Origin of the sequence: Bifidobacterium anseris (assembly GCF_002860345.1) — a bacterium.
Taxonomy (GTDB): Bacteria; Actinomycetota; Actinomycetes; order Actinomycetales; family Bifidobacteriaceae; genus Bifidobacterium; species Bifidobacterium anseris.
Map to the genome: position 1 here is coordinate 811,667 of NZ_NMYC01000001.1, position 23,215 is coordinate 834,881.

General features: G+C 64.5%; 17 protein-coding genes and 1 tRNA gene. 8 read left to right on the forward strand and 10 right to left on the reverse strand.

Features of this window, described 5'->3' with window-relative positions; genetic code table 11:
• Nucleotides 1-28: 28 nt before the first annotated feature.
• The 4 genes from carB to efp all read right to left on the reverse strand — a co-directional run bounded on the left by carB (nt 29) and on the right by efp (nt 5,759).
• Entirely contained in the window at nt 29-3,421 is a 3,393-nt protein-coding gene (carB, locus tag CGZ88_RS03405) for a carbamoyl-phosphate synthase large subunit (protein ID WP_026644455.1), read from the reverse strand.
• Nucleotides 3,408-4,655 carry a glutamine-hydrolyzing carbamoyl-phosphate synthase small subunit gene (carA, locus tag CGZ88_RS03410; protein ID WP_051198297.1) on the reverse strand — a complete coding sequence of 416 codons (1,248 nt, stop codon included), beginning with the start codon at nt 4,653-4,655 and terminating at the stop codon, nt 3,408-3,410. Before carA ends, carB begins: the two co-directional genes overlap by 14 nt.
• Nucleotides 4,656-4,726: 71 nt before the next feature.
• On the reverse strand, nt 4,727-5,164 hold the full coding sequence (gene nusB, locus CGZ88_RS03415; RefSeq protein ID WP_026644457.1) for a transcription antitermination factor NusB: 438 nt from the start codon (nt 5,162-5,164) through the stop codon (nt 4,727-4,729).
• Nucleotides 5,165-5,195: 31 nt separating this feature from the next.
• Nucleotides 5,196-5,759, reverse strand: a complete 564-nt coding sequence (efp, locus tag CGZ88_RS03420; RefSeq protein ID WP_024540768.1) for an elongation factor P — start codon at nt 5,757-5,759, stop codon at nt 5,196-5,198.
• A gap of 228 nt (nt 5,760-5,987) precedes the next feature.
• On the opposite strand from efp, the gene CGZ88_RS03425 reads away from it, so the two are divergent.
• Nucleotides 5,988-6,539, forward strand: coding sequence for a hypothetical protein (locus tag CGZ88_RS03425; RefSeq protein WP_101671053.1), 552 nt, complete (start codon nt 5,988-5,990; stop codon nt 6,537-6,539).
• 252 nt (nt 6,540-6,791) lie between these two features.
• On the forward strand, nt 6,792-7,481 hold the full coding sequence (locus tag CGZ88_RS03430; RefSeq protein WP_051198399.1) for a Pr6Pr family membrane protein: 690 nt from the start codon (nt 6,792-6,794) through the stop codon (nt 7,479-7,481).
• 380 nt (nt 7,482-7,861) lie between these two features.
• Here the strand turns inward: CGZ88_RS03430 and tuf are convergent, their stop codons facing one another.
• The 5 genes from tuf to CGZ88_RS03455 all read right to left on the reverse strand — a co-directional run bounded on the left by tuf (nt 7,862) and on the right by CGZ88_RS03455 (nt 12,939).
• On the reverse strand, nt 7,862-9,061 hold the full coding sequence (gene tuf / locus CGZ88_RS03435; protein WP_026644459.1) for an elongation factor Tu: 1,200 nt from the start codon (nt 9,059-9,061) through the stop codon (nt 7,862-7,864).
• Nucleotides 9,062-9,227: 166 nt separating this feature from the next.
• Complete coding sequence (fusA, locus tag CGZ88_RS03440) at nt 9,228-11,357, reverse strand: elongation factor G (RefSeq protein WP_026644460.1); 2,130 nt, start codon at nt 11,355-11,357, stop codon at nt 9,228-9,230.
• Between the two features lie 33 nt (nt 11,358-11,390).
• Nucleotides 11,391-11,861: a 30S ribosomal protein S7 gene (gene rpsG / locus CGZ88_RS03445; RefSeq protein WP_003813834.1), complete on the reverse strand. Its 471-nt coding sequence runs from the start codon at nt 11,859-11,861 to the stop codon at nt 11,391-11,393.
• Nucleotides 11,862-11,866: 5 nt separating this feature from the next.
• Nucleotides 11,867-12,238 carry a 30S ribosomal protein S12 gene (gene rpsL, locus CGZ88_RS03450; protein ID WP_006294990.1) on the reverse strand — a complete coding sequence of 124 codons (372 nt, stop codon included), beginning with the start codon at nt 12,236-12,238 and terminating at the stop codon, nt 11,867-11,869.
• Between the two features lie 625 nt (nt 12,239-12,863).
• A tRNA-His gene (locus tag CGZ88_RS03455) sits at nt 12,864-12,939 on the reverse strand.
• Here CGZ88_RS03455 and CGZ88_RS09025 point away from each other — a divergent pair.
• The 3 genes from CGZ88_RS09025 (at nt 12,913) to CGZ88_RS03465 (ending at nt 15,675) form a co-directional block, all read left to right on the forward strand.
• A complete protein-coding gene (locus tag CGZ88_RS09025; protein WP_133120884.1) occupies nt 12,913-13,176 on the forward strand; it encodes a hypothetical protein in 264 nt (87 codons plus the stop codon). The two genes, CGZ88_RS03455 and CGZ88_RS09025, sit on opposite strands and share 27 nt — an antisense overlap.
• A gap of 495 nt (nt 13,177-13,671) precedes the next feature.
• Complete coding sequence (locus CGZ88_RS03460) at nt 13,672-14,586, forward strand: hypothetical protein (RefSeq protein WP_133120885.1); 915 nt, start codon at nt 13,672-13,674, stop codon at nt 14,584-14,586.
• A 63-nt stretch (nt 14,587-14,649) separates the two neighbouring features.
• The gene (locus tag CGZ88_RS03465) at nt 14,650-15,675 is read left to right on the forward strand and encodes a threonine aldolase family protein (protein WP_026644461.1); all 1,026 of its coding nucleotides are present in this window, start codon (nt 14,650-14,652) and stop codon (nt 15,673-15,675) included.
• 160 nt (nt 15,676-15,835) lie between these two features.
• On the opposite strand, the gene CGZ88_RS03470 is transcribed toward CGZ88_RS03465, so the two are convergent.
• On the reverse strand, nt 15,836-17,059 hold the full coding sequence (locus CGZ88_RS03470; protein ID WP_026644462.1) for a glycosyltransferase: 1,224 nt from the start codon (nt 17,057-17,059) through the stop codon (nt 15,836-15,838).
• 88 nt (nt 17,060-17,147) lie between these two features.
• Here CGZ88_RS03470 and purT point away from each other — a divergent pair, with 88 nt between their 5' ends.
• The 3 genes from purT to CGZ88_RS03485 all read left to right on the forward strand — a co-directional run bounded on the left by purT (nt 17,148) and on the right by CGZ88_RS03485 (nt 23,180).
• Complete coding sequence (gene purT, locus CGZ88_RS03475; protein ID WP_423734399.1) at nt 17,148-18,404, forward strand: formate-dependent phosphoribosylglycinamide formyltransferase; 1,257 nt, start codon at nt 17,148-17,150, stop codon at nt 18,402-18,404.
• Nucleotides 18,405-18,539: 135 nt separating this feature from the next.
• The gene (gene purC / locus CGZ88_RS03480; protein WP_026644464.1) at nt 18,540-19,292 is read left to right on the forward strand and encodes a phosphoribosylaminoimidazolesuccinocarboxamide synthase; all 753 of its coding nucleotides are present in this window, start codon (nt 18,540-18,542) and stop codon (nt 19,290-19,292) included.
• A 156-nt stretch (nt 19,293-19,448) separates the two neighbouring features.
• Nucleotides 19,449-23,180 (forward strand): phosphoribosylformylglycinamidine synthase, encoded by a 3,732-nt coding sequence (locus tag CGZ88_RS03485; RefSeq protein ID WP_026644465.1) that lies wholly within the window; start codon nt 19,449-19,451, stop codon nt 23,178-23,180.
• Nucleotides 23,181-23,215: the final 35 nt, after the last annotated feature.

Here is a 23,215-nt window from a genome sequence, read left to right on the forward strand (position 1 = left end):
CTGCTCCTCCCCTTGGTGTGAAGGTCGGTTATCCGTTGTCTTTCGCACGGCGCTCAAGGGCGAATAGCTCACGGGCATGCTCCTGAATGCTCATGACCTGGTAATCGTTCGCCTTGACCGCCTCTATCGCCAATAGTACCGCAGAGAACTCGGTCATCGTTGTGAACTGCGGCACATCGGCGGCGATCGCCGCGGCGCGGATCGAATACCCGTCCGAACGCGAACCACGCGAGTTCGGCGTGTTGAGGATGAGGTCGATCTTGCCTTCCTCGATGAGCTCGACGACGTTCTTGCCGATGCTGCCGGGCGCCTTCGTCACCTCGACCGGAGCGTTCGGGTCGGTGTCGACGCGCGCCGTGATCTTGTCGACGATCTTCGAGTCGATGCCGTAGCGACGCAGCACCGAGGCGGTGCCTTCGGTCGCGCAGATCGTGAAGCCGAGCTCGGCGAGACGCACGGCGAACAGCGGCAGCTGACGCTTGTCGGTGTCGTTGACCGAGATGAAGACGGTGCCGGAAGTGGGCAGGCCGCCTTCGTACGCCGAAAGCTGGCTCTTGGCGAAGGCGTGCGGGAAGTCGCGGTCGAAGCCCATGACCTCGCCGGTCGAACGCATCTCGGGTCCGAGCAGGATGTCGACGGTCTTGCCGACCGGCGTGCGGAAGCGCTTGAACGGCAGCACCGACTCCTTGACGGCCACCTGCTGGCCGATGCGCACATCGCCGCCGTCGCCGTGCGGCAGCAGCAGGCCGTTGTCGCGCTGCTGCTGGATCGTCTCGCCGACCATGATGCGCGCCGCGGCCTTCGCGAGCGCGACGCCGGTCGCCTTCGACGCGAAGGGCACGGTGCGCGATGCACGCGGGTTCGCTTCGATGACGTAGAGCGTGTTCGCCATGAACGCGTACTGCACGTTGATCAGGCCCTGCACACCGCAGCCCTTGGCGATCGCGAGCGTCGCCTCGCGCAGACGGCGGATCTGGTCGTCGCTCAGCGTGCTCGGCGGCAGTGTGCACGCCGCGTCGCCGGAGTGGACGCCGGCTTCCTCGATGTGTTCCATGATCCCGCCGATGTACAGCTCATGGCCGTCGAAGAGCGCGTCGACGTCGATTTCGATCGCGTCCTGCAGGAACTTGTCGATGAGCAGCGGCGAGGGCAGACGACCGGAGACGACAGTGTCGGCCTTCGCCTGGTCGAGCGCGCGGTTGACGTACTTCTCGAGCTGCGCGTCGTCGTAGACGATCTCCATGCCGCGTCCGCCGAGCACGTAGCTCGGGCGCACAAGCACCGGGTAGCCGATCGAGTGCGCGGCCTCGAGGGCCTCGTCGAGGCTGAGCGCGGTGCCGAAGCGCGGCGCGTTGAGCTTCTCGGCACGCAGCACCTCGCCGAAGAGCTCGCGGTTCTCGGCCAGATCGATCGATTCGGGGGTCGTGCCGAGGATCGGCACGCCCGCCGCCTTGAGGCGCGCGGCGAGCGAGAGCGGCGTCTGGCCGCCGAGCTGCACGATGACGCCCTTGATCGGCCCCATCTTCTTCTCGGCCTCGTAGATCTCGAGGACGTCCTCGAAGGTCAGCGGCTCGAAGTAGAGACGGTCGGACATGTCGTAGTCGGTCGAGACGGTCTCCGGGTTGCAGTTGACCATGATCGTGTCATAGTCCTTGCCGAGCTCCTGCACCGCGTGCACGCAGGTGTAGTCGAACTCGATGCCCTGGCCGATGCGGTTGGGGCCGGATCCGAGGATGATGACGGCTTCGCGGTCGCGCTTGCGCAGCTCGGTCTCGTCGGCGTAGCACGAGTAGTAGTACGGCGTGGCCGCGTCGAACTCGGCGGCGCAGGTGTCGACGGTCTTGTAGACCGGGTGCAGCCCGTAGTTCCAGCGCAGTTCGCGGATCGTGTTCTCGCCGGCGTCGCCCAAGCCGCGCAGATGCGCGATCTGCAGGTCGGACAGGCCTGCGAGCTTCGCCTTCTTGAGCAGGCGCGGCGAGAGCGTCTCGGCGTCGCGCACCTGCATCGCCATGTCGTTGATGCGGGTGAACTGGCGGATGAACCACGGGTCGATCTTCGTGGCCTCGAAGATCTGCTCCTCGGTGGCGTCGCCCCAGATCGCGCGCATGAGCTGCAGGTAGCGGTGCTCAGTCGGCGTCTTCATCGCCTCGAGCAGCTCGTCGACCTCGTCCTTGCTTGGCTTCTCGCCATCCCAATTGAAGCCCATATCGCGCTTGTCGATCGAACGCATCGCCTTGCCGAGCGACTCCTCGAAGTTGCCGGCGAGCGCCATCGCCTCGCCGACCGACTTCATCGACGTCGTCAGCGTCGGGTCGGCGCCCGGGAACTTCTCGAACGCGAAGCGCGGCACCTTCGTGACGACGTAGTCGATCGTCGGCTCGAAGCTCGCCGGCGTCGACTTCGTGATGTCGTTCTGGATTTCGTCGAGCGTGTAGCCGAGGGCGAGCTTCGTCGCGATCTTCGCGATCGGGAAGCCGGTGGCCTTCGACGCGAGCGCCGACGAGCGCGAGACGCGCGGGTTCATCTCGATGACGATGATGCGGCCGGTCTCGGGGTGGATCGCGAACTGGATGTTGCAGCCGCCGGTGTCGACGCCGACGCCGCGGATGATCGCGATGCCGATGTCGCGCAGCTTCTGGTATTCGCGGTCGGTGAGTGTGAACACCGGGGCGACGGTGATCGAGTCGCCGGTGTGCACGCCGACCGGGTCGACGTTCTCGATCGGGCAGACGACCACGACGTTGTCGTTGCGGTCGCGCATGAGCTCGAGCTCGTATTCCTTCCAGCCTTCGATGCCCTCTTCGATGAGCACCTCGTCGGTCGGCGAATAGTGGATGCCGGCACCGGCGATGCGGTGCAGCTCCTCGGTGTCGTGCGCGATGCCCGAGCCGAGGCCGCCCATCGTGAACGACGGGCGCACGACGAGCGGGAAGCCGAAGCGTTCGGCGATCGCGTCCACTTCCTCGAGTGTGTGCGCGATGTCGGAGCGTGCCGATTCCGCGCCGGCCTCCTCGACGACCTGCTTGAACGATTCGCGGTCCTCGCCGCGGTCGATCGCCTCAAGCGAGGCGCCGATGAGCTCGACGTTGTACTTTTTGAGCACGCCGGCCTCGCCGAGGGCGACGGCCGCGTTGAGCGCGGTCTGGCCGCCGAGCGTCGGCAACAGCGCGTCGGGGCGTTCCTTGGCGATGATGCGTTCGAGGATCGGCGTGGCGATCGGTTCGATGTAGGTGGCGTCGGCCATCTCCGGGTCGGTCATGATCGTGGCCGGGTTGGAGTTAACGAGGATGACGCGGATGCCTTCCTCACGCAGGACGCGGCAGGCCTGGGTTCCCGAATAGTCGAACTCGGCGGCCTGACCGATGACGATCGGGCCGGAGCCGATGACCATCACCGACTTGATGTCGTTACGCTTGGGCATTCGTGGATTCCTCCTTGGCATTCTTGGCGTTGGCGTCGTTCATCATCGCGACGAAACGGTCGAACAGATAGGCGGCGTCGTGCGGACCGGCTGCGGCCTCGGGATGGTACTGGACGGAGAAGGCGGGGATGTCGACGCACTGCAGGCCCTCGACGACGTCATCGTTGAGGTCGACGTGGCTGACGAAGACCTTGCCGTAGCGGCCGTCGTCGAACGGAGCGTCGACGGTTTGACCGATCGGGGCGTCGACGGCGAAGCCGTGGTTGTGCGCGGTCACCTCGACCTTGCCGGTCGTGACGTCCTTGACCGGCTGGTTGACACCGCGGTGGCCGAACTTGAGCTTGTAGGTGCCGAAGCCGAGCGCGCGGCCGAGCAGCTGGTTGCCGAAGCAGATGCCGAAGAACGGGTATCCGGCGTCAAGCACGCGGCGCAGCAGCGCGACCATCTGATCGGCCTGCTCCGGATCGCCCGGTCCGTTGGAGAAGAAGACGCCGTCGGGGTTGAGCGCCTCGATCTGCTCGAAGGTCGTCGTCGACGGCAGCACGTGCACGCGGCAGCCACGTTCGGCCATGCGGTGCGGCGTCATCGCCTTGATGCCCAGATCGATCGCGGCGACGGTCGCGACGGGTTCGCGTCCCTCGAATTCGCCGGTCGGTTCGATGACGTAGGCTTCATCGGTGCTCACCTCGTCGTACAGGCTCATGCCCTTCATCTGGGGCGTGGCACGCACGTCGGCGAGCAGTGATTCGATCGTGCGCGGCTCGCCATCGGCGTCGACGAGCGCGTCGCCGGAGAAGATGCCGGCGCGCATGACGCCCGCATCGCGCAGATGGCGCACGAGCCTGCGCGTGTCGATATGGCTGATGCCGACGATGCCGTCGGCGACGAGCGCATTGTCGAGCGTGCCGTCGGCGCGCCAGTTGCTCACCGTCGGGCTAGGGTCGCGCACGACGTAGCCGGCGACCCAGATGCGCGAGGATTCCGGATCCTCGTCGTTGACGCCGGTGTCTCCGATGTGCGGGAACGTCTGCACGACGATCTGACGGTCGTAGCTTGGATCGGTGAGCGTCTCCTGATAGCCGGTCATCGCGGTGGAGAAGACGATCTCCCCGCGCGTCTCGCCGCGCGCGCCGTAAGGTTCGCCCACGTAGACCTGACCGTCCTCGAGCACGAGGACGGCGTCGTCGGCGGTGAAAGCGGATGCCGAGTCGATCTGGTTCACCCAAACCCCCATTCATCAAAGGTTGTCGAAAAAACGATGGATAGCGGCCGGTTGAGACTCGCGACCCGGCCAAACGCGTCGGCTTATTCGGCCTGGTCGGATCGCCCATCCTTGCCGTCGGGATGCTCGGCGGCGCTTATCGCGCTGAGCAGGCCGTGGATGAAGGACGGCGCATCGTCGTCGCACAAGGTCTTGGCGAGGTTGATCGCTTCGTCGATGGCCACTTTGTCGGGAACCTCGTCGTTGTAGACGATCTCCCAGGTCGCAATACGAAGGATATTACGGTCGATGACGTGCATGCGGCGCACCTTCCAGCTGGTGGAATGGTCGTTGAGCATACGGTCGATGTCACGCCGATGGTCGGCCACGCCGCGCACGATTTCGACGGCGTAGTCGGGAAGCGGTGTCTGCGCGCCCGGTTCGGCGATGCGCTCATCAAGAAGGGACAGGATGTCCTGTCCCTTCTCGTCCGCTTCATACAACGTGTTCAGAGCCCTCTTGCGAGCGGTGGAACGTGCCATGGAGCTGATGGTCCTTACTGGTTGTGCCTGATCAGTTCTCGCGGCCCAGGTAGGAGCCGTCCTCGGTGCTGACCTTGACCTTCTCGCCTTCGCCGATGAACAGCGGCACCTGGATCTCGGCGCCGGTCTCGACGGTCGCCGGCTTCGTGCCGGCGTTCGAACGGTTGCCCTGCAGGCCCGGCTCGGTGTGTGTGACGGTCAGGACGACGGACGCCGGCAGTTCGACGGACAGCGGCTGGCCGTCATGGAAGGAGACGATGCAGTCGGTGCCTTCGAGCAGGTACTTCGCCTTGTCGCCGACGAGCGTCTTCGGAATCATGACCTGGTCGTAAGTGGTCATATCCATGAAGACGAAGTTGTCGCCGTCGTCGTAGGAGTACTGCAGCGTGCGGTTGTCGACGGTCTCGAACTCCATCTTCATACCCGCGTTGAAGGTCTTGTCGACGATCTTGCCCGACAGGACGTTCTTGATCGTCGTGCGCACGAAGGCGGGGCCCTTGCCCGGCTTGACGTGCTGGAACTTGATGACCTGCCACAGCTGGCCGTCCAGGTTGAGGATGGATCCGTTCTTGATGTCGTTGGTAGTCTGTGCCAAATTACTCACCTATTCATTCGACGTGTCGTACAGCTATACAAAGAGCCTTGCATATTATGCCAGCACCTCCATACAGGGACCACGTAAGCGTCCTGCGGAGCCCGTGTAGCGGACGCATGGCTGGCCGCCCACGGTTACGCCGTCGACCGCAACGGGCGGCCGCCGCCGGCGAAACGCGCTATACCTGTGTGCAGTACCTACGTCAGTACCTACGTCAAGGAGGCATCCATGATCGATCCACTCGTCAACGACGCGCTGCTCGACGGCCGCTCCGTCATCATCGTCGGCGCCGCGCCGCTCGCCGACAAGGTGACGACGTTCCAATCCCTCGTCGACGCCGTCGCCGATATGCGCAAGCTCGCCATCATCGACGAGAAGCACGTCCTGCCGACGGTGCCGCCGTCCGCAAACGTCATCGACGTCGAGTTCAAGGGCGTCGACACGATCCACCGCGAGATCCGCGAGCATGACGACACGGCCGTCGCCGTGCCGAACATGCGTCGCGGCGACATCGTCCGTCTGCTGATGGACTTCGCCGGTCAGGAGAACGGTCAGGTGCTCCTGATCAACGACGCGCGCTCGGACGCCGAGGACACGCTGCGCAACGACCTGCCGATGATCCTGCTCAAGTCGTCGCCGTCCGGCCATACCGAGTTCTCCGATGCAGCGATCAAGGCGATGAATCCGGTCGTCGTCTCCCTCGACGAGAACGGCAACGTCGAATCGCTCAAGGTCGTCGATCTGCACAAGGAAGGCCTGCACACGGTCACGTTCCACTGATCACGTTTCACCGATCCGTCCGCCGCTGCACATGACGGCCGCCTGCGCGTCCACTTGGCCGCGCAGGCGGCCGTTTCTTGTGGCTGCCCGTTTTTGCAACTGTCCAGCTTTTGTGACTACGCACAAAAATCGCCGCGCCTCTCCCCGCGATTCGCACAACGCGCGCACATGCCGCGCGTCCGTAGACTGGGCACGTTCGCCGCGCCTTCGGGCGCGCGCATGTCCATGTCCGCCATCGAAAGTGCAGCATCCATGATTCGCAGCAGAACCGCGCAGCTCATCCTCCAGACTTTCTACGTCGCGCTCGGCGCCGTCGGCGTCCTCGGCAGCCTCGGGCTGTACGACGCCGAGTTCGACGCCGACTTCTTCGTCTACTTCACGAACCTGTCGAACTACCTGTGCATCGCCGTCGTGCTGTGCGAACTCGTTCAGACGGCGCACCGCCGCGACGACGGCCCGGTCACCTTCGCCCCGCAGCTCAAGTTCGTCAGCGTCATCGCGATCCTGCTCACGTTCTTCGTCTTCAATCTGCTGCTCGCCGGGCAGCCCGACCGCGACCCCGCGCAGAACTTCCAGGTGACTAGCCTGCTCTTCCACGTCGCGCTGCCGCTGCTGTTCACCTTCGACTGGCTGCTGTGCTACGAACATCGCCGCGTCCGCTGGACCTATCCCTTCGCTGCGACGATCTTCCCGCTGTGCTACGTCGGCTTCGTCTACATCCGCGCATGGCTGTGCCATTTCGATCCCAGCACGCCGCTGCTCTACCCCTATTTCTTCCTCGATGCTGCACAGCTCGGCGTCGGCGGCGTCCTGCGCTGGATCGGCGTCCTGCTCGTCGCGTTCATTACCTTCGGCTATCTGATGGTCGGCCTCGACCGTGTGCTGCCGACCAACGCCGACGCGCCCGCTGTGGCGCGCGCCTCCGCGACCCAAGTCGACTGATCCGCAACCGCCACTTCTCCCCCGCAGCCGCCCACCCGGGCGGCTGTTCTGGTATACGGCGGCTGTGTGCCGCCCAGATGGCAGTACGTGATTGATGTCAACCACAAACTTCCACCCACAACCTTCACAACGGCAGTCTGCGATTGACCGCAACCGCCGACTGCCGCGGACCACCCCAGAAACAGCAGTACATGGTTGACCTTAATCACCGACTTCCATCAGCGGCCCCCACAATATCAGTCGGTGATTGAGCAATCATCAACTTCCACCAAATCCTCACATTGGACCCCCAACACGCCGCAGATACAAGGAAGCCCCCACCGGTTGGGGTGGGGGCTTCCTCAGTCGCGTACTACCGCGTCAGATCCGCTGAAACAAAATCAGCCGAGGATCTTGGTGACACGGCCCGAGCCGACGGTGTGGCCGCCTTCGCGCACTGCGAAGGTGAGGCCCTCTTCCATCGCGATCGGCTGGATCAGCTCAACCGTGAAGGTCGCGTGATCGCCAGGCTGAACCATCTCGACGCCTTCCGGCAGCGTGATGACGCCGGTGACGTCCGTCGTGCGGAAGTAGAACTGCGGACGGTAGTTCGAGAAGAACGGCGAGTGGCGGCCGCCCTCATCCTTGGTGAGGACGTAGACTTCGCCTTCGAACTTGGTGTGCGGGGTGACCGAACCCGGGGCGGCCACAACCTGGCCACGCTCGACGTCGGTACGGTTGATGCCGCGCAGCAGCAGACCGGTGTTGTCGCCAGCCTCGCACTCGTCCATCTGCTTGTGGAAGGTCTCGATGGAGGTGACGGTGGTGGTCTGGGTCGGGCGGATGCCGACGATCTCGACGTTGGTGTTGATCGGCAGGCGGCCACGCTCGACACGACCGGTGACGACGGTGCCACGACCGGAGATCGTGAAGACGTCCTCGATCGGCATCAGGAACGGCTTGTCGAGGTCATGGACCGGCGTCGGGATGTAGTCGTCGACGTCGTTCATCAGTTCCTTGACGGTCTCGACCCACTTCTCGTGATCCGGAGCATCGTCGTGCAGCGCGCCGTAAGCGGAGGTGTGGACGACCGGGCAGTCGCGATCGAAGCCGTTCTCGTCGAGGAGGTCACGGACCTCTTCCTCGACGAGCTCAATGAGCTCTTCGTCATCGACCATATCGCACTTGTTCAGCGCGACGAGGATCTTCGGGACGCCAACCTGACGGGCGAGCAGGACGTGCTCGCGGGTCTGGGCCATCGGGCCGTCGGTGGCGGCCACAACGAGGATCGCGCCATCCATCTGGGCGGCGCCGGTGATCATGTTCTTGACGAAGTCGGCGTGGCCCGGGCAGTCGACGTGAGCGTAGTGACGCTTCTCAGTCTGGTACTCGATGTGGGCGATGTTGATGGTGATACCACGCTGCTGCTCTTCCGGAGCGGCGTCGATCTGGTTGAAGTCGTACTCCGGGTTCAGATCCGGGAACTCATCGTGCAGGACCTTGGAGATCGCTGCGGTGAGGGTCGTCTTGCCGTGATCGACGTGGCCGATCGTACCGATGTTAACGTGCGGCTTAGTACGCTCGTACTTTTCCTTTGCCATGTGTTTGTCCTCCTGGACGTTCTCGTAGTAAGCCTTGATCGCTCAAGGCACTTGCTACAGTTTACTGGGTTTCTGGGTTGTCGCCACTTGTAGAGCCCGAACCCAGTCAGCGCTACAGAATATTAGCGCTGACTGGAGACAGGTTCAAGCCAAATGGCAGCGCGTGTCACTCGCCGCGCTGGGCCTTGATGATCTCGTCCGCGACGGCCTTCGGGACCTCCGCGTAGGAGTCCATCTGCATCGTGAACATCGCACGACCCTGGGTCTTGGAACGCAGGTCGCCGATGTAGCCGAACATCTCGGACAGCGGGACCTTCGCGTCGATGACCTTGACGCCGGTGGCATCGTTCATCGACTGGATGGCGCCACGACGGGAGTTGAGGTCGCCCATGACGTCGCCCATGTACTCCTCCGGGGTACGGACCTCGACGGCCATGATCGGTTCGAGGATGACCGGCTTGGCCTTCGGGGCGGCTTCCTTGAAGCACATCGAGCCCGCGATCTTGAACGCCATTTCCGAGGAATCGACGTCGTGGACCTGGCCGTCGACGATCGTCGCCTTGACGCCAACGACCGGGAAGCCCGCGAGGATGCCGGATTCCATGGCCTCCTGCACGCCGGCATCGATCGAAGGGATGAACTCCTTCGTGATGTGGCCGCCGGTGACCTCGTTCGCGAACTCGTAGACCTCGCCGTTCTCGGTGTCGAGCGGCTCGAAGTTCATGAGCACCTTCGCGAACTGGCCGGAACCACCGGTCTGCTTCTTGTGCGTGTACTCCTGGCCGATGACGGCCTTGCGGATCGTCTCACGGTAGGCGACCTGCGGTTTGCCGACGTTGCACTCGACCTTGAACTCGCGGCGCATACGGTCGACGATGATGTCGAGCTGGAGCTCGCCCATGCCGGAGATGAGGGTCTGGCCGGACTCTTCGTCGGTCTTGACCTGGAAGGTCGGATCCTCGTCGGAGAGCTTCGCGAGGGCGAGGCTCATCTTCTCCTGGTCGGCCTTCGTCTTCGGCTCGACGGCCACCTCGATGACCGGGTCCGGGAAGGTCATGGACTCGAGTGAGATCGGGTGCTTCTCATCGCACAGCGTGTCGCCGGTCGTGACGTTCTTCAGACCGACGAAGGTGTAGATGTTGCCCGCCTCGGCCGCGTCGACCGGGTTCTCCTTGTCGGCGTGCATCTGGAAGATCTTGCCGACGCGTTCCTTCTTGCCCTTCGTCGAATCGAGCACGTTGTCGCCCGGCTTGACGGAGCCGGAGTAGACGCGCACGAAGACGAGCTTGCCGTAGAACGGGTGGGTCGAGATCTTGAAGACGAGCGCCGAGAACGGATCGTCGAGCGTCGGCTTGCGGTCGATCTCGATGGACTCGTCAGACGGGTCGAAGCCGACGATGGACGGGACGTCCTCCGGGCTCGGCAGGTAGTCGACGACGGCGTCCAGCATCGGCTGCACACCCTTGTCCTTGAACGCGGAACCGCACAGGACCGGGTAGGCCTGACGCGAGATCGTGAGCGTGCGGATGCCCTTGCGGATCTCCTCTTCGCTCAGTTCGCCGGTCTCGAGGTACTTCTCGATGAGCTCCTCGTCAGACTCCGCGACCTGGTCGAGGAGTTCGGCACGGTACTGCTCGGCGCGTTCCTTGAGATCGTCCGGGATGTCCACGGTGTCGTAGTGCGCACCCATGTCGTCCTTGACGTCGTTCCAGACGTAGGCCTTCATGCGGATCAAATCGACGACGCCGACGAAGTCGTTCTCGGCACCGATCGGCAGCTGGACGACGAGCGGGGTCGCGCCGAGCTTCTCCTTGATGGTGTCCACCGAGTAGTAGAAGTCGGCACCGAGCTTGTCCATCTTGTTGATGAAGCAGATGCGCGGGACGCCGTACTTGTCGGCCTGACGCCACACGGTCTCGGACTGCGGCTCGACGCCTTCCTTGCCGTCGAAGACGGCGACGGCGCCATCGAGGACGCGCAGCGAACGCTCCACCTCGGCGGTGAAGTCGACGTGGCCCGGCGTATCGATGATGTTGATCTGGAACTTGTCGCCCGTGTCATGGGTCTGACGGTTCCAGAAGCAGGTCGTCGCGGCGGACTGGATGGTGATGCCGCGCTCCTGCTCCTGGGCCATGAAGTCCATCGTCGAAGCGCCGTCGTGGGTTTCGCCGATCTTGTAGTTCTTACCGGTGTAGTACAGAATACGCTCGGTAGTGGTGGTCTTACCGGCATCGATGTGCGCCATGATGCCGATGTTACGAACCTGGTTGAGGTTGGTAAGCACGTCCAGTGCCATGAATGTTCCTTAACTCTTCGTTTCTGTGGCTAATTACCAGCGGTAATGAGCGAAGGCCTTGTTGGCTTCCGCCATCTTGTGCGTGTCCTCGCGACGCTTCACGGAAGCACCGAGGCCGTTGGAGGCGTCGAGGATCTCGTTGGCGAGACGCTCAGCCATCGTCTTCTCACGACGGGCGCGGGAGAAATCGGTCAGCCAACGCAGCGACAGCGTGTTCGCGCGGGCCGGCTTGACCTCAACCGGGACCTGATAGGTCGCACCGCCGACGCGGCGGGAACGGACCTCGAGCGACGGGCGGATGTTGTCCAGCGCGCGCTTGAGCACCGCGACCGGCTCCTGGTCAGTCTTCTCCTTGACCATGTCGAGCGCCGAGTAGACGATGTCTTCGGCGATCGACTTCTTGCCGTCGAGCAGAATCTTGTTGATGAGCTGTGCCACGACGGTCGAGCCGTAGATCGGGTCCGGCAGCAGCTGGTGTTTCTTGGCGGGTCCTTTACGTGACATATCTCTTACTTCGCCTTCTTTGCTCCGTACAGGGAACGGCCCTGCTTACGATCCTTGACACCCTGCGTATCGAGCGCGCCGCGCACGATGTGGTAGCGCACGCCCGGCAGATCCTTGACACGGCCGCCGCGCACGAGCACGATCGAGTGCTCCTGCAGGTTGTGGCCCTCGCCCGGAATGTAGGCGGTGACTTCGACGCCCGAGCTCAGGCGCACACGAGCGACCTTACGCAGAGCCGAGTTCGGCTTCTTCGGCGTCGTCGTGTACACACGGGTGCACACGCCGCGGCGCAGCGGGCTTCCCTTGAGCGCCAGCGTCTTGGACTTCTTCGGCTTTGCCTTACGTCCCTTACGGACAAGCTGTTCAATAGTAGGCAACTTGAATTCTCCGATTCAGTGGTTTCTGTTCTTCCTAGTGAAGCCGACTGATCGCAGCCTCACTCTCCCCCGATGCACTGAACGAAGAAAAGACAGCCACTGTTCACCGGCCCGATGACCCTTCGTTCTCTCACTGGTCGCATTGCTGCGCATGATGCAAACGAACTCGGGGATATCCCAGCACATGCTCCTGTCACATAAGGTGCGCGGCTGGCACACACAATCGATGAATATACCACGAAGCCCGGATAACAATCAATTGTGAAGGCTCCCTCGGTGTGTCTTCACAATTGGCTCTCCACCGCCGCGTCCTTGTCGTATCCCACTGCGTCCCGTTCCATCTTCCCCGTCGACGACCCACCCCGCAAGCGGGCCCATCCGCGGGCAGAATCCTCGCCCCTACCGACAAACCAACCCGCTCCGGGGCGACCCATCGCCGGAGTCGACGAACCAACTCGCAACTAGACCCTTCCGCAGGCCGAACCGTCGCCAACGTCGACGAACCGACCCGCATTGCGATCCCTCCGCGGGACGGATTGTCGACGCGGACGACGGAACGGGGCGGAAGCGCCGGCCGAGAACGGGCGCGGAAACACGAAGACCCTCCGCGAGGGAGGGTCTGAGGTGGGGTGGCTAACGCGGCTCGAACGCGCGACCTTCTGAACCACAATCAGATGCTCTACCAACTGAGCTATAGCCACCATCGCAACGGTTCCGTGAAGAACCGGGCAACAGATGAACACTATACACCATCCGCCCCCGACCCGTTCCCACGGCGTGTCGCATCCGGTGCACGGCCTGTCGCGAACCAATCGGGAGTAGACTGGAGACATAATTCAACAGGGCTACAACATGAAGCGCATGTGGCGCTGCAACTCCTTTCCAGCATGATGGTTTCCTTGATCAACGGTGCATGGTTTCCTGATGCGAATGAATGACGCATGAGCCGCATGAATGATGGATTGAGATCGAACGGCGCTCCTGATCGAGACGACCCGCACGGCGTGCATCGAAGGCGATACCCGCCCCACGGCCACGCCACCCGCTGGCAGCGGCTGGCACCCCGAAAGAGGCTGACCCCACCGAAGAGGTACACCACAACACTAGGGTCCGATTCCGCAGGAGGATCCAGCGGGAGTCATCCACGAGGAGCCGACGCACAGCGCAGGCGCAGACACAGGCACAGCGCAGGCACATGGTGGTGCGAACGCGACGCGCATCCCCGCGGATTCGACACAGCGCAGGAAGGCGCACAGGTCGTCCGACGACAGTGAGGATGAGGTACAGAGGAAACAGAAAAAACAGACGAGGCGGCCCCCGAAGCTACCTAGACACTCCGGGGGCCGCCCCTTTTTTTGTGTTCGGACTTCCCTCCGTTCCCATACCAGCGTTCCCATACCAGCCCCCGCACCGCCATCGTCTACGCTGGAACCATGATGATCCTCGCCCTCCCCGCAGCCGCCACATCCGTGGCAACCGCCACAACCGCCGCAACCACCGCCGATTTCATTGCGCGCCGCCAGTTCGCCCCGTGCTACATCTGGCTCGACATCGCGTTCCTCGTCCTGTACGCCGGACTGCTGCTGTGGCGCCGTCGCCGCATGACGGTGCTCATCGGCCTCGCCGCCGGGCTCCTCTACTTCGCCGTCGACTTCGGCATCTTCCATCTGGCCCTCCATACGCGTTCGATCTCGCCGAACGCGTCGTTGTTCTGGGTGCTGCTGTGGATGTCGATGAGCTACGGATTCACGAACTTCACCTGGATCTGGCTATATCTGCGCCGCGACGACCGTCTCATCGAATGGTCGACGCTGATCTTCGGCTGGTGGTTCTGCGCGCCGCTCATCGCGCAGACGCTCACGTCGCGTTTCCTGCCCGGCCAAGCCGCGCACCCGATCGTCATCCAGCGCACGACGGGCGCCTACCACGGTTGGATGGCGCTCATCCTGTTCGTCGGCTACGCGGCCGTCATTGTCCACAACCTGGGCTTCGCCCTGCGTCCCGCGCTGCGCATCGACATCCGGTGGCTGCTCGTGTGCGGCATCGGCATCCAGTTCGCGTGGGAGCTCGCGCTGCTGCTCGGCGGTATCCGCAGCGCCGGACTGAGCCCGCTGCAGTCGCTCAAGCCGCTCGTCATCGATTCGCTGTTGGAGACGAACCTCGGCATGCCGTACATCTACCTGATCTTCCTCGCCGTCTCCGCTCGCTGGCATGAGGATCTGAGCGCCCGCATGCCCGCGCTCTCACTGGCGCAATCGCTCGAACGATCCGTCACGCGCGCCCCGCGCGTCCCCCGCCGTCCGTTCACCGTCACCGCAATCCGCGGCACGCAGCCGCCGACCGACTAGACTTGCCTACGATACGGACCACGCATATCCCGACCCAACACGTCCAGACCCAAGGAGCCCATCATGCTGTCCTTCCAGAACGATTATTCCTCGACGGCCGCGCCGCAGATCCTGACCCGCATGCAGCAGATCGAGCACGAGCAGCACCCCGGCTACGGCACCGACGACTATTGCAAGATCGCGGCGGACAAGATCGTCAAACTGTGCGACGACCCCGAGGCGCAGGTGTGGTTCCTCGTCGGCGGCACGCAGACGAATCAGACGGTCATCTCGGCGATCACGCCGCAGTACGCGGGCGTCGTGTGCGCGGACAGCGGCCATATTAACACGCATGAGGCGGGCGCGATCGAGGCCACCGGCCACAAGGTGCTCCCGCTGCCAAACGAGGACGGCAAGATCACGGCGGCGCAGCTCGACGACTACTGCGAGCGCTTCTATGCCGACGCCAACCACGAGCACATGGTCTTCCCCGGCGCCGTCTACATCTCCCAGCCGACCGAATACGGCACCGTCTACACGCTCGAGGAGCTCGAGGCGCTCTCCCAGGTCGCGCACGACCGCAAGCTGCCGCTGTTCATCGACGGCGCGCGCCTCGGCTACGCGCTGACGAGCGACGGCAACGACGCGAACCTCGACGACATCGCGCGCGTCGCCGACGTCTTCACGATCGGCGGCACGAAGGTCGGCGCGATGTTCGGCGAGGCCGTCGTGTTCACGCGCGGCAACACGCCGAGGAACTTCACGACGCTCGTCAAGCAGCACGGCGCACTGCTCGCGAAGGGTTGGCTGCTGGGTCTGCAGTTCGACACGCTGTTCACCGACGACCTGTACTTCAAGCTGTCCGAACATGCGAACAAGGAGGCCGACAAGATCCGTCAGGCGCTGACGGACAAAGGCTACGACGTGGCCTTCGTCTCGCAGACGAACCAGATCTTCATCACCGTCTCCGACAAGAAAGCTGCCGAACTGGCCAAGCATGTGACGCTCGGTTTCATGGAGGCCGTCGGCACCGACCGCGTCATGCTGCGCATCTGCACGAGCTGGGCGACGACCGACGAGCAGACGGCCGAACTGATCTCCTACCTGTGAGTTTCCGTGAATTGATTTTTGCGAACCGATTCCCTCGCTGCATCGATTCCGAATACGGCTGCGGCCGCCGACGTCCCGTGACGCCGGCGGCCGCAGCCGTTCTTATCATCTTGTGCGATGTCCTGCGCACAATGTCATTACCGTCATTACCCGCGCGACGTCACCGTCCGTCCGAATTGCCGGCGGCGCGCTTGCCCGCCTGATGCGCGGCGATGACCTCGCGTTCCATCCGCACGAAGCGTTTCACCGACTGTTCGACCGAATACGTCTCCTTCGTGTGTTCGGCGTAGGTCTGCCCCCACTCGTTGAGTTCGCGCGGATGGTCGATCCACCAGTCGATGCGGTCGGCAAGCCCTTCGGGATGCCCGACCGGATACGACGACTCCGGCGTCAGCGAGAACTGCCCGGCCGCGCTCAGCGGCGAATCGGCGATGACCGGCACGAGGCCGCACGCCATGCCTTCGATGACGCTCACCGATTCGAGATCGGCGATCGACGGATGGCACAGCAGGTCGCACGAGCGCAGCAGATCCGGCATGTCGGCGTTGCGGTGGAAGCCGATCGTCGCCGGGCGTTTGAGCAGCTTGCGCGCCTTGCGCATGACACGGCGCCTGATCGGGCCGGTTCCGGCGATCGTCAGATGGATGTCGTCGGCGTGCGCGCTCATCGAGATCGCCTCGATGAGCTCCACATGGTTCTTCTCATTGGCGAGCCTGCCCGAGGCGATGATGCGGAACGGCACGCCGGCGGGCTCGGCGCCTGGACGCTGCTGCTTCGCAGTGAACCTCGGCTGGTAGCCGTTCGAGATGACGTAGATCGGCTCGCCGTAATGGTGTTCCTCGAGCAGATGCGCGCCGAGCCTCGTCGGCACATGGATCGCGTCGACGTTGCGGTAGAGCCAATGGTGGAAGAGCCAGTACAGGAACGAGTTCATGCCGGGGATGTAGCGCAACGGACCCGCCGAATACATGACGTTCTCCGGCTGCACGTGGAATCCGGCGGTCACCGGCAGCCCGTGCTCGCGCGCGTTCTCGAGCGCATGCCGTCCGAACTTGAACGGCTCGTAGATGTGCACGACGTCGACGCCGTCGAAGGCGCGGTCGAAGAGCGTACGGCTCGGCTGCGCGAACTGCATCTGCTGCTTCGCCGAGATCCAGCTGACAAGCGGGATGCGGTTCTCCCTCGCCGGGTATTCGGGCGCGCCGATGCCGACGAGGCGCACCTCATGCCCCTGCCGCCGCAGCTCCGCCGCCCATTGGGTCGCCGAATTGGAGGTACCGTTGCCGCCGTTGCCGGACGTGTCGACGACGAGCGCGACCTTGAGCGGCCGTTCGTCGTGCTGCTGCTCCGCGTCAGCGGATGCCGTGTTCTGTTGTGCGCACATAGTCGTCCAGTCTAGCGGCCGCGGCGCCGAACCGGCGGTTCGTGCCCACGCGGCGCCCACGGCGCGGCCGTGCACTGCCGGTGGCACAATGGTTGCCATGACGAAAATCGATTGTGCACTCGGCACCCCCAACGGCAAACATCCCACCCGCGCGCTCCTGCTCGGCTCCGGCGAGCTCGGCAAGGAGGTCGCGATCTCGCTGACGCGTCTCGGCGTGCGCGTCATCGCGGCCGATTCGTATGCGGACGCGCCGGCGCAGCAGGTCGCGCACGAGGCGCACGTCGTCGACATGGCGAACGCCGATGCGTTGCGCGCACTCATCGCCGACGTGCATCCGGACATCATCATCCCCGAGGTCGAGGCGATCGCGACGTCGGTGCTCGAAACGGCAGAGCACGACGGCGTGCGCATCGTGCCGAGCGCCAGAATCGCGGCGACGTGCATGGACCGCGAGGCGCTGCGCACGCTCGCCGCGCGCGAACTCGGACTGCCGACGACGACGTTCCGTTTCGCCGGCACCCTCGACGAACTCAGGCAGGCGGCCGACGCGATCGGCTATCCGTGCGTCGTCAAGCCGGTCATGAGCTCCTCCGGGCACGGCCAGTCGGTCGTGCGCGCCGCAGACGGCGTCGACGACGCGTGGACGGCGGCGCAGCAGGGACGCCGCGCGCACGACGAAGGCGACGTCTCCCGCGTCATCGTCGAGCGTCTCGTCGACCTCGACTACGAACTGACGATGCTCACGGTCAGCTCGATCTCGGGCGTCGTCGTGTGCGAGCCGATCGGACAGCGGCAGCAGGACGGCGACTACCGCGACTCGTGGCAGCCGGCGAACGTGGCCGCCGACGTGCTCGAGGAGGCGCGCCGCATCGCGCACGCCGTCGTCGAGGGACTCGTCGCGCGCGCCGGCACCGACACGGCGTGGGGCGTCTTCGGCGTCGAACTGTTCGTGCTCAAGGACGGCACCGTCCTGTTCAACGAGGTCTCGCCGCGGCCGCACGACACCGGCATGGTCACGATGATCAGCCAGCGGCTGAGCGAATTCGACCTGCATGCGCGCGCGATGCTCGGCGTGCCGGTCAAGGAAGGCCACGTCGCGCTCAACATCCCGAAGTACACGGCAGCCGCGAGCCATGCGATCGTCGTCGAGGGACACGGCGAGGCCGAATTCCACGACCTCGACGAGGCGCTCGCGCAGCCGGGCGTCGACGTGCGCGTGTTCGCCAAGCCGAAGGTCGACGGTCACCGTCGCATGGGCGTCGCGCTCGCGCTCGGACAGGACGTCGAGGAGGCGCGTATCCGCGCCGTCGAGACCGCGCAGGCGCTGCAGATCAGCATCGTGTGAGCCGCGCGCGGGCGCGCCCCGCACGTTGTTTGAAACGTGAGAAGGGACGCGCCCATGTTGCCGCCGCTTGCTAGGCTGAGGGCGTCAGTTCACAGCGTTCCATTCCTCTTATCCACGGAAGGCAGAAGCAACACCATGCAGAAGATGGACAAGCTCTACGAGGGCAAGGCCAAGAAACTGTACGCAACGGACGACCCGGACGTCCTGTGGGTCGAATACATGAACCAGGCGACCGCCGGCAACGGCGCGAAGAAGGCTCAGATTGAAGGCAAAGGCAGCCTCAACAACCGCATCACCTCGGTCCTCTTCGACCTGCTCAAGGCGCGCGGCGTGGACTCCCACTTCATCAAGCGCATCTCGGACACCGAGCAGCTCGTGCGCTCGATGGACATGTATCCGCTTGAGATCATTATGCGCAACACGGCGGCCGGTTCCTTCGCGAAGCGCTACGGCGTCGAGGAAGGCACGAAGCTCGAGCGCCCGATCCTCGAGTTCTGCTACAAGTCCGACGAACTCGGCGACCCCTTCATCAACGACGACGGCATCGTCGCGCTCGGCCTGGCCTCCGACGAGGAGCTCGCCGAGATCTCGAAGCAGGCGCGCGCCGTCAACGACGCGCTGCTCGACATCTTCTCGAAGATCGACGTGCAGCTCGTCGATTTCAAGATCGAGGAAGGCAAGACCTCCGACGGCACGATCCTGCTCGCCGACGAGATCACGCCGGACACGTGCCGCCTGTGGGACCTGAAGGACGGCTCGGGACAGATCGAGCATCTCGACAAGGACCTGTTCCGCCGAGACCTGGGCAACATCATCCCCGCCTACGAGGAGATCTACGACCGCCTGACGGCACTCGCCGAGCAGGAAGGCATCGAACGCGCCGAATGACGCCGACGGCCCGCATCCGGCACCCACCGGATGCGGGCCGTTTTGCCGTCCCCGGCGGCGCGCCGCCTGTGGCCGCGTGCCCTTCATCCCCCAATTTCATTGCATTCCTACCCATTCCACCTGCAACCATCAGAGTCAAGAGAGCAAGGAAGAACCGTGGTTTTCCGCGTATATGTTGAAAAGAAGCCGGGCTTTGACGTCGAGGCCCAGCAGCTCACCCAGGAACTCAGGACGATTCTGGGCATCAAGCCGCTCGAACGGATCCGACTGATCAACCGCTACGATGTCGAAGGCATCGGCGAGGAGCTGTTCGGACAGGTCGTGCCGACCGTCTTCAGCGAGCCGCAGTCCGACGAGGTGTCCTTCGACCTTCCCGACTTCGGTGACGATGCCGTCTTCGCCGTCGAGTTCCTGCCCGGTCAGTTCGACCAGCGAGCCGACTCGGCGAGCGAATGCATCCAGCTCATCAGCCAGGGTGAACGGCCGACTGTGCGCTCGGCCACGCTCTACGCGCTCAAGGGCAACCTGAGCGCGCCGGACATCGACGCAATCAAGAAGTACGTCATCAACCCGGTCGAAGCGCGCGAGGCGAGCCTCGCGACGCGCGACACGCTCGCGACGCAGATCCCGACGCCCGGCAAGGTCGAGGTCATCGACGGTTTCCGCGACATGGACGACGAGCAGCTCGAACGCTTCATCGACGACCGCGGGCTCGCGATGGACGTCGCCGACCTGCAGTTCTGCCGCGACTACTTCGTCGGCGAGGAACGCGACCCGACGATCACCGAGATCAAGGTCATCGACACGTACTGGTCCGATCACTGCCGCCACACGACCTTCGGCACGCAGCTCGACCATGTGACGATCGACGACGAGACCGTCCGGGGCGCCTTCGAACGCTACCTGAGGATGCGCGAGGAGCTCGGCCGCGGCGACCGTCCGGTGACGCTGATGGACATGGGCACGCTCGGTGCGAAGTGGCTCAAGGCGAACGGCATCCTGACGAACCTCGACGAATCCGAGGAGATCAACGCGTGCACCGTCAAGGTGAAGGTGGACGTCGACGGCGAGGACGAGGACTGGCTGTTCCTGTTCAAGAACGAGACGCACAACCATCCGACCGAGATCGAACCCTTCGGCGGCGCGGCGACCTGCATCGGCGGCTGCATCCGCGACCCGCTGTCGGGACGCTCCTACGTCTATCAGGCGATGCGTGTGACCGGCGCGGCCGATCCGCGCACACCTATCGACGAGACGCTCGAAGGCAAGCTGCCGCAGCGCAAGCTCGTCACGACGGCCGCGCACGGCTACTCCTCCTACGGCAACCAGATCGGTCTGGCGACCGGCCAGGTCGATGAGATCTACCATCCGGGATACGTCGCCAAGCGCATGGAGGTCGGCGCCGTCGTCGCGGCGACGCCCGCCGACCATGTGCGCCGCGAGACGCCGGCGCCCGGCGACCGCATCATCCTGCTCGGCGGCCGCACGGGACGTGATGGCATCGGCGGCGCGACCGGCTCGTCGAAGGCGCACAACGTCGAATCGCTCGAACTCGACGGCGCCGAGGTGCAGAAAGGCAACGCGCCCGTCGAGCGCAAGCTGCAGCGCCTGTTCCGCCGCGGCGACGCGTGCCGCCTGATCAAGCGCTGCAACGACTTCGGCGCCGGCGGCGTCTCGGTCGCGGTCGGCGAGATCGCCGACGGCCTCGACGTCGACCTCAACCAGGTGCCGAAGAAGTACGAGGGCCTCGACGGCACCGAGCTCGCGATCTCCGAATCGCAGGAGCGCATGGCCGTCGACGTGGCCGCCGAGGACGTCGACGAGTTCCTCAGGTACGCCGCCGAGGAGAACCTCGAGGCGTCGGTCATCGCGACCGTCACCGAGGAGCCGCGCATGGTCATGCGCTGGAACGGCGACGCGATCGTCGACCTGTCGCGCGAGTTCCTCGCGTCGAACGGCGCCGACAAGCATCAGGACGCGCATGTGACCATGCAGGACGGCTACGTCACGCCGTTCAACGAGGGCACGCTCGCCGAACGCATGGACACGATGCTCTCCGACGTCAACGTCGCCTCGAACAAGGGCCTGTCCGAGCGCTTCGACTCGACGATCGGCGCCGGCACCGTGCTGATGCCGTTCGGCGGCCGCACGCAGCTGACCGCGCCGATGGCGATGGTCGCCAAGCTCCCGGTGTTCGGGGAGACGACGACTGCGTCGGCGATGGCGTGGGGCTTCAACCCGTACATCATGGAGAAGAACCAGTTCACCGGAGCCTACCTGTCCGTCGTCGAATCGCTCGCCAAGCTCGTGGCCGCCGGCTTCGAGCATGAGAAGGCGTATCTGAGCTTCCAGGAGTACTTCGAGAAGCTGCGCGACGAACCGGAACGCTGGGGCAAGCCGCTCGCGGCCGTGCTCGGCGCGCTGATGGCGCAGGTCGACCTCGGCGTCGGCGCGATCGGCGGCAAGGATTCGATGTCCGGATCCTTCGAGGACCTCGACGTGCCGCCGACGCTGATCTCCTTCGCCGTCGCCGTCGGCAACATGAACCGCGCAACGAGCCCGGAGTTCAAGCAGGCCGGGCACCGCGTCGTGCGCATCGCGCCACGCTACCTCGCCGATGGCCTCACGCCGGACAAGGACGCGCTGCTCGAGGCGTTCCACGTCGTCGAGGAGCTCGTCGACTTCCATGACGCGCTCGCCGTGGCCACGCCGGGATACGGCGGTACCGCGGAGTCGCTGTTCCGCATGACACTCGGCAATCGGATCGGCGTCAGGCTCGACGACTCGATCACCGTCGACGACCTGTTCGCGCCGGCATACGGCTCCTTCATCGTCGAACTGACCGATGACGCGAAGCTTCCGGCGACCTCGAACCTCGTCGAGATCGGCTTGATCGGTGAGACCACTGACGACTACGTCTTCCATGCGGCTAACGAGGATCTGCCGATGGCGCGGCTGCAGGAGACGTGGGAGCGCGGCCTCGAATCGGTGTTCCCGTATCGCACGCCGGCCGGCACCGAGAGCGAGCAGGTCGAGACGATCTCCTTCGAGACGGATCGTCGCGTGCAGTATTCGGGACCGAAGATCGCCAAGCCGCGCGTCGTCATCCCGGTGTTCCCCGGCAACAACTGCGAGTACGACACAGCGGCCGCGTTCGAACGCGCGGGCGCCGAGGTGACGACGCTCATCGTCAACAACCTCACGCCGCAGGCCGTCGCCGACTCCGCTCAGGCGCTCGTCGACGAGATCGGCCGCAGCCAGATCGTCATGATCCCCGGTGGTTTCTCGGGCGGCGACGAACCGGACGGTTCGGCGAAGTTCATCACGGCATTCTTCCGCGCGCCGGCCGTCACCGAGGCGGTGCGCGACCTGCTCAAGAACCGCGACGGCCTGATGCTCGGCATCTGCAACGGCTTCCAGGCGCTCATCAAGCTCGGCCTCGTGCCCTTCGGCGACATCGTGCCGATGACCGACGCGTGCCCGACGCTCACGTTCAACGAGATCGGACGTCACCAGAGCCGTCTGGTGCGCACACGCGTCGCGTCAAACCTTTCTCCGTGGCTTGCGAAGACCGAGGTCGGCGATGTGCACACCGTCGCGATCTCGCATGGTGAAGGCCGTTTCGTCGCATCTCCCGATATGCTCGCGCAGCTCGCCACGAACGGCCAGATCGCCACGCAGTACGTGGACGAGGACGGCGTGCCGAGCATGGACCTGTCGGTCAACCCGAACGGTTCGTTGCTCGCCGTGGAGGGCATCACGAGCCCTGACGGCCGTGTCTTCGGCAAGATGGGCCATTCGGAGCGTTCCGGCAACGGCCTGTATCTCAACGTGCCGGGCAACACCTACCAGCCGATCTTCGAAGCCGGCGTCGAGTACTTCGGCTGAGACGGCGTTCGGCGAACGTCTGGGCGGCCCCGCGG

What these genes read in the sequence shown, in the direction of transcription:
- carB (WP_026644455.1), bottom strand. Translation starts at nt 3,421, where the DNA reads ATGCCCAAGCGTAACGACATCAAGTCGGTGATGGTCATCGGCTCCGGC.
- carA (WP_051198297.1), bottom strand. Translation starts at nt 4,655, where the DNA reads ATGGGGGTTTGGGTGAACCAGATCGACTCGGCATCCGCTTTCACCGCC.
- nusB (WP_026644457.1), bottom strand. Translation starts at nt 5,164, where the DNA reads ATGGCACGTTCCACCGCTCGCAAGAGGGCTCTGAACACGTTGTATGAA.
- CGZ88_RS03425 (WP_101671053.1), top strand. Translation starts at nt 5,988, where the DNA reads ATGATCGATCCACTCGTCAACGACGCGCTGCTCGACGGCCGCTCCGTC.
- CGZ88_RS03430 (WP_051198399.1), top strand. Translation starts at nt 6,792, where the DNA reads ATGATTCGCAGCAGAACCGCGCAGCTCATCCTCCAGACTTTCTACGTC.
- tuf (WP_026644459.1), bottom strand. Translation starts at nt 9,061, where the DNA reads ATGGCAAAGGAAAAGTACGAGCGTACTAAGCCGCACGTTAACATCGGT.
- fusA (WP_026644460.1), bottom strand. Translation starts at nt 11,357, where the DNA reads ATGGCACTGGACGTGCTTACCAACCTCAACCAGGTTCGTAACATCGGC.
- rpsG (WP_003813834.1), bottom strand. Translation starts at nt 11,861, where the DNA reads ATGTCACGTAAAGGACCCGCCAAGAAACACCAGCTGCTGCCGGACCCG.
- CGZ88_RS09025 (WP_133120884.1), top strand. Translation starts at nt 12,913, where the DNA reads ATGCTCTACCAACTGAGCTATAGCCACCATCGCAACGGTTCCGTGAAG.
- CGZ88_RS03460 (WP_133120885.1), top strand. Translation starts at nt 13,672, where the DNA reads ATGATGATCCTCGCCCTCCCCGCAGCCGCCACATCCGTGGCAACCGCC.
- CGZ88_RS03465 (WP_026644461.1), top strand. Translation starts at nt 14,650, where the DNA reads ATGCTGTCCTTCCAGAACGATTATTCCTCGACGGCCGCGCCGCAGATC.
- CGZ88_RS03470 (WP_026644462.1), bottom strand. Translation starts at nt 17,059, where the DNA reads ATGTGCGCACAACAGAACACGGCATCCGCTGACGCGGAGCAGCAGCAC.
- purT (WP_423734399.1), top strand. Translation starts at nt 17,148, where the DNA reads ATGGTTGCCATGACGAAAATCGATTGTGCACTCGGCACCCCCAACGGC.
- purC (WP_026644464.1), top strand. Translation starts at nt 18,540, where the DNA reads ATGCAGAAGATGGACAAGCTCTACGAGGGCAAGGCCAAGAAACTGTAC.